Origin of the sequence: Streptomyces sp. NPDC005402 (assembly GCF_040606575.1) — a bacterium.
Taxonomy (GTDB): domain Bacteria; phylum Actinomycetota; class Actinomycetes; order Streptomycetales; family Streptomycetaceae; genus Streptomyces.
Map to the genome: position 1 here is coordinate 280,889 of NZ_JBEXFB010000012.1, position 6,000 is coordinate 286,888.

Here is a 6,000-nt window from a genome sequence, read left to right on the forward strand (position 1 = left end):
CGGACCGCTGGACCGGAGCTGCCGACCGGTGGCGTAGATTTCACCGAGGGCTGCGCCCACAAGCGCGCACGCGCCAGCCGAGACGCCGACACCGGTCACACTGCAAGGGGAGACAACGCGCTCATGAGCGATGTTCTGGAGCTTCAGGACGTATCCGTGGTCCGTGAGGACCGGGCTCTGGTGGACCAGGTCTCCTGGTCGGTCAAGGAGGGCGAGCGCTGGGTCATCCTCGGCCCCAACGGCGCCGGCAAGACCACGCTCCTGAACCTCGCCTCCAGCTACCTCTACCCCAGCAAGGGCACCGCCACCATCCTCGGTGAGACCCTCGGCAAGCCCGGCACCGACGTCTTCGAACTGCGCCCGCGCATCGGCATGGCCGGCATCGCGATGGCCGACAAGCTCCCCAAGCGCCAGACCGTCCTGGAGACCGTGCTGACGGCGGCGTACGGCATGACCGCGGGCTGGCAGGAGGAGTACGAGGAGATCGACGAGCAGCGCGCCCGCGCCTTCCTCGACCGCCTCGGCATGAGCGACTACCTGGACCGGAAGTTCGGCACCCTCTCGGAGGGCGAGCGCAAGCGCACCCTCATCGCCCGTGCCCTGATGACCGACCCCGAGCTCCTCCTCCTCGACGAGCCCGCCGCCGGCCTCGACCTCGGCGGCCGCGAGGACCTGGTCCGCCGTCTCGGCCGCCTCGCCCGCGACCCGATCGCCCCCTCGATGCTCATGGTGACCCACCACGTCGAGGAGATCGCCCCGGGCTTCACCCACGTCCTCATGATCCGTCAGGGCAGGGTGCTCGCCGCGGGCCCCCTGGAGCTCGAACTCACCTCCCGCAACCTCTCCATGTGCTTCGGCCTCCCCCTGGTCGTCGAGCAGGTCGGCGAGCGCTGGACCGCGCAGGGCCTGCCGCTGTCGTGATCGTGTGAAGTCCCCGCAAAAACAAGGGCAATAAGCCCCTCCCCGCCCCATCGCGCCCTGTCCGCGGCGGTGCCCCCGGACCTACCATGACCATGTGAACGACATCGACGCATGGGTGTGGTGGCTCGTCGGCGCGGCAGCGCTCGGAATCCCGCTCGTGGTGACCGCGATGCCGGAATTCGGCATGCTCGCCCTGGGCGCCGCCGCAGCGGCGATCGCGGCCGGACTCGGCGGTGACATCGTCGTCCAGGTGCTCGTATTCGCCGTCGTCTCGGTGGCCCTCATCGCCGTCGTACGGCCCATCGCGACCCGGCATCGCTCCCAGCGGCCCCAACTCGTCACGGGCATCGACGCGTTGAAGGGCAAACAGGCCGTCGTCCTGGAGCGCGTCGACAGTGCGGGTGGCCGGATCAAGCTCGCCGGAGAGGTCTGGTCGGCCCGCTCTCTCGACACCGGCCGTGCCTACGAAGTAGGCCAGGAAGTCGATGTCGTGGACATCGAGGGAGCCACGGCGATCATCATGTGACCTCGCAGGATGCAACTGAACCGAACGCACCACGAGTTGCACGACGGTCTGTCAGACTCGACCAGCAAGATCTTCAACAACCATAAGATCTTCCGAAAACGCCGAGGCGGAGAAGGGCACGGGGACACGATGGAACCGGTCATCATCGTCTTGATCATTCTGGTGGTGTTGGTCTTCATCGCCCTGATCAAGACGATCCAGGTCATCCCACAGGCCAGTGCGGCCATCGTGGAGCGCTTCGGCCGCTACACGCGGACACTCAACGCGGGACTCAACATCGTCGTCCCCTTCATAGACACCATCCGCAACCGCATCGACCTGCGTGAACAGGTCGTGCCGTTCCCGCCGCAGCCGGTGATCACCCAGGACAACCTGGTCGTGAACATCGACACGGTCATCTACTACCAGGTGACCGACGCCCGGGCCGCGACCTACGAAGTGGCCAGCTACATCCAGGCGATCGAGCAGCTCACCGTCACCACGCTCCGCAACATCATCGGTGGCATGGACCTGGAGCGCACCCTGACCTCCCGCGAGGAGATCAACGCGGCCCTGCGCGGCGTCCTCGACGAGGCGACGGGCAAGTGGGGCATCCGCGTCAACCGCGTGGAACTGAAGGCGATCGAGCCCCCCACCTCCATCCAGGACTCGATGGAGAAGCAGATGCGCGCCGACCGTGACAAGCGCGCCGCGATCCTCACCGCCGAAGGTACGCGTCAGGCCGCGATCCTCACCGCCGAAGGTGAGAAGCAGTCCCAGATCCTGCGCGCCGAGGGTGAGGCCAAGGCGGCCGCCCTGCGCGCGGAAGGCGAAGCCCAGGCCGTCCGCACGGTCTTCGAGGCGATCCACGCCGGAGACCCGGACCAGAAGCTCCTCTCCTACCAGTACCTCCAGATGCTCCCGAAGATCGCCGAGGGCGACGCCAACAAGCTCTGGATCGTCCCCAGCGAAATCGGCGACGCCCTCAAGGGCCTCTCCGGAGCCATGGGCAACTTCGGCAACTTCGGCGGCGGTTCAGGCGGAGGCAACGGCGCCTCGGAACGCCGGGAGACCCCGAAGATCGACTGAGAGTGCCGCAAACGCAAGGTTCCCCGCACCCACCCAGGGGCGCGGGGAACTGCGCGACAAGTCACAACGCACCCGCAGCCGCGATCGAAGAGAACCCCGCAGACGCCTAGGCAGCCTCTCGCGCCAACCAGTCCGGCAGCGCAGAGAAGTCCTCGTGCCCCAAGGACAGCAACATCGCGTCCGCCGGAGTCGGCTCGAACGGCGCCCGCAGCAACGGCATCCCCGCCTCCGCCGGAGTCCGGTTCGCCTTGCGGTGGTTGTCCTCCGCGCAGGAAGCCACCGTGTTCAGCCAGGTGTCCTGACCACCCTGGGACCGCGGCACCACATGGTCCACGGTCGTCGCCCGCCGCCCGCAGTACGCGCACTTGTGCCGGTCACGCACCAGAACACCCCGCCGGGACCACGGGGCTTGTCTTCGGAAGGGCACCCGCACATACCTGCACAGCCTGATCACCCGGGGCGCCGGTATGTCGACCGCGGCGCCGCGCATGCGCAGTTCGGGGTGGGACTGCTCGACGACGGCCTTGTCCTGCAGCACCAGAACGACGGCTCGGTTCAACGTCACCGTCGACAGCGGCTCGAAGCTCGCGTTCAGTACCAGCGTGTCCCGCATGTCAGCCCACCTCCCATGTGCACCGTCCCACCCCCTGGCGGGCTTGGGCTTGGATCAACTCTGGCCGGGCACGCCGAGATGGACAACGCAATAAAAAGTGCCCGCCTCTGATCAATTCCAAGACCAGAGGCGGGCAAACGCCCGATGAACGTCAGTCTTCGGCGGGCACCTCGTACTCACCGATCAACTGAGCACGCGCGATCGCGTGGAAGCGCAGGTTGAAGCCCACAAAGGCGGGCGAGGCATCCGAATCCGGCCCGAGCTTCTCCTGGTCCACGGCGTACACGGTGAAGACATACCGGTGCGGCCCGTCCCCGGCCGGCGGAGCGGCCCCACCGAAGTCCTTCGACCCGTAGTCGTTCCGCGCCTGTACGGCACCCTCCGGCAGCCCGTCGAACTTGCCGCTGCCCGCACCGACCGGCAGCTCGGTCACCGAGGCCGGAATGTCGAACACGACCCAGTGCCAGAACCCGCTGCCCGTGGGCGCGTCAGGGTCGTAGCAGGTCACGGCGAAGCTCTTGGTCTCCGGCGGGAAGCCCTCCCAGCGCAGCTGCGGAGAGGTGTTGCCGGCCGCGTAGACCTGAGCGTCCTTGAGAGTGCCGCCCTCCTGCACGTCCTCGCTCGTCACCGTGAACGACGGCACGGGCGGATGGAAGTCATGGGGGAGCGGCCGCCGCTTGAGCTCGGTCACCTCGGTACCTCCTGATCGATTACCGGAATCAGCAGTTCCCGAGCCTAGAACCAGTTGCGCTTGCTGCCGACCTCGGACAGCCACTGGTTGAGGTACGCGGCCCAGTCGGTGCTCTGGTAGTCGTGCAGCCCCACCTGGAAGGACCGGAAGGTGTCACTGCCCTCGCTGAACAGCCCCGGCTTCTTGTCCATCTCCAGTACGACGTCCATCGCGTTGCCGTCCGCGACGAAGCTCAACTCGACCTGGTTGAGCCCGCGGTACTGCTGCGGCGGGAAGAACTCGATCTCCTGGTAGAACGGCAGCTGCTGCCGCGTCCCACGGATGTGACCGCGCTCCAGGTCCGCGTTCTTGAAGCGGAAGCCCAACTGCATGAAGGCGTCCATGATCGCCTTCTGCGCCGGCAGCGGATGCACGTTGACGGGGTCGAGGTCACCGGAGTCCACGGCACGCGCGATCGCCAGCTCGGTCGTCACACCGACGTTCATGCCGCGCAGCGCCTGGCCGTCGATCATCGTGATCGGCGTCTCCCAGGGGATCTCCAGACCGAACGGCACCGCGTGCACCGCGTTGGCCTGAAGCGTGAAGGCACCGCCGAGCGAGACCTTCGTGAACTCGATGTCCTGCTTGTACTCCTGGTCACCGCTCTCGACCTCGACCCTGGCCTGGAGCCCGACCGACAGTCCCTCGATCTCCTGGTCGACGGATCCCCCCTGGATCCGCACCTCGCCCTGGACGACACCACCCGGAACGACATTGACCTCGGTCAACACCGTCTCCACCGAAGCCCCGCCGGCCCCCAGGCTCGCGAGCAGCTTCTTGAACGCCATGTCTCTCCTCTTAGAACGCGCGGATTCCTGATCCCTACAAACGCGATCCGGCCGTGGTCGGTTCCGCGCCATCACCCTGGCAAGCGGACGGACCCTTGACCACCCCTTGGCACACACCCGTCTGGACTACGCTCGTTTGCCATGATCACGCCCCCGGACCGTACGCCACTGCCACGAGAGTTCTTCGACCGCCCTGTACTGGAAGTCGCCCCCGACCTCCTCGGCCGCACCCTCGTCCGTACGACCCCGGACGGTCCGATCGCGGTGCGCCTCACGGAGGTCGAGGCGTACGACGGCCCGAACGACCCCGGCTCCCACGCCTATCGCGGCCACACCGCCCGAAACGGCGTGATGTTCGGTCCGCCCGGGCATGTGTACGTCTACTTCACCTACGGCATGTGGTTCTGCATGAACCTGGTGTGCGGACCGGAAGGCCGGGCGAGCGCCGTCCTGCTCCGCGCTGGCGAGGTCCTCGAAGGTGCCGAGCTGGCTCGCAAACGTCGACTCTCGGCCCGAAATGACAAGGAACTGGCCAAAGGGCCGGCCCGCCTGGCCACAGCGCTGGGTGTGGACCGGGCCCTGGACGGCACGGACGCATGCGACCCGGGTGAGACCCCGCTGCGGGTGCTCACCGGCACCCCCGTCGCCTCCGACCAGGTACTCAACGGTCCGCGGACCGGGGTGGCCGGCGAAGGAGGAGTGCACCCCTGGCGGTACTGGGTCGCCAACGACCCGACAGTGAGCCCCTATCGGGCCCATGCCCCGAGGCGGCGCTCAAGTTGACTCGCTCTTGGAAGATGCGTAACGTGGCCCGAGCCGCTTGACCCGGTTACGGCGATCGCCAGCAGCCGAGAGCGGCCAAACCACTACCTACGACATCCCCTCAGCGGGGGCGATTTCGGCGTGCTCGCACGTCCGAATTCGAACTCGCGGAACTCGATTATGAGTTGCCGGGGGAATCGGCTAACGTAGTGAATGTCGAAAGGCCCCGCCGACAGGGAATCAGGCCCGAAAGGATCTGATAGAGTCGGAAACGCAAGACCGAAGGGAAAAGCCCGGAGGAAAGCCCGAGAGGGTGAGTACAAAGGAAGCGTCCGTTCCTTGAGAACTCAACAGCGTGCCAAAAATCAACGCCAGATATGTTGATACCCCGTCTCCAGTCATACGGCTGGGGCGAGGTTCCTTTGAAGAAAAAACACAGCGAGGACGCTGTGAACGACCGCCTTATTCCGGTGGTCGTTCCGCTCTCGTGTGTGTGCACCCGATTACGGGTAAACATTCACGGAGAGTTTGATCCTGGCTCAGGACGAACGCTGGCGGCGTGCTTAACACATGCAAGTCGAACGATGAACCA

7 protein-coding genes and 1 rRNA gene are annotated in these 6,000 nt (G+C 66.4%); 5 read left to right on the forward strand and 3 right to left on the reverse strand.

Annotation, left to right across the window (positions count from 1 at the left end; all coding sequences use genetic code 11):
* Positions 1 to 123 precede the first annotated feature (123 nt).
* From ABZT02_RS24705 to ABZT02_RS24715, 3 genes are all read left to right on the forward strand, one after another.
* On the forward strand, positions 124 to 921 hold the full coding sequence (locus tag ABZT02_RS24705) for an ABC transporter ATP-binding protein (RefSeq protein ID WP_356020700.1): 798 nt from the start codon (positions 124 to 126) through the stop codon (positions 919 to 921).
* A 94-nt stretch (positions 922 to 1,015) separates the two neighbouring features.
* Positions 1,016 to 1,447, forward strand: coding sequence for an NfeD family protein (locus tag ABZT02_RS24710; protein ID WP_356020702.1), 432 nt, complete (start codon positions 1,016 to 1,018; stop codon positions 1,445 to 1,447).
* Positions 1,448 to 1,576: 129 nt separating this feature from the next.
* On the forward strand, positions 1,577 to 2,515 hold the full coding sequence (locus ABZT02_RS24715; RefSeq protein ID WP_356020706.1) for an SPFH domain-containing protein: 939 nt from the start codon (positions 1,577 to 1,579) through the stop codon (positions 2,513 to 2,515).
* A gap of 106 nt (positions 2,516 to 2,621) precedes the next feature.
* Here the strand turns inward: ABZT02_RS24715 and ABZT02_RS24720 are convergent, their stop codons facing one another.
* The 3 genes from ABZT02_RS24720 to ABZT02_RS24730 all read right to left on the reverse strand — a co-directional run bounded on the left by ABZT02_RS24720 (position 2,622) and on the right by ABZT02_RS24730 (position 4,646).
* Complete coding sequence (locus ABZT02_RS24720) at positions 2,622 to 3,128, reverse strand: HNH endonuclease (RefSeq protein ID WP_356020708.1); 507 nt, start codon at positions 3,126 to 3,128, stop codon at positions 2,622 to 2,624.
* Between the two features lie 151 nt (positions 3,129 to 3,279).
* Complete coding sequence (locus ABZT02_RS24725) at positions 3,280 to 3,819, reverse strand: YbhB/YbcL family Raf kinase inhibitor-like protein (RefSeq protein WP_356020710.1); 540 nt, start codon at positions 3,817 to 3,819, stop codon at positions 3,280 to 3,282.
* Between the two features lie 44 nt (positions 3,820 to 3,863).
* A complete protein-coding gene (locus ABZT02_RS24730; protein WP_356020712.1) occupies positions 3,864 to 4,646 on the reverse strand; it encodes a sporulation protein in 783 nt (260 codons plus the stop codon).
* A 141-nt stretch (positions 4,647 to 4,787) separates the two neighbouring features.
* Between ABZT02_RS24730 and ABZT02_RS24735 the strand changes: the two genes are divergently transcribed.
* Both ABZT02_RS24735 and ABZT02_RS24740 read left to right on the forward strand, forming a co-directional pair.
* A complete protein-coding gene (locus tag ABZT02_RS24735) occupies positions 4,788 to 5,429 on the forward strand; it encodes a DNA-3-methyladenine glycosylase (RefSeq protein WP_356020715.1) in 642 nt (213 codons plus the stop codon).
* Positions 5,430 to 5,924: 495 nt separating this feature from the next.
* Positions 5,925 to 6,000 (forward strand): 16S ribosomal RNA (locus tag ABZT02_RS24740); the annotation flags it as partial.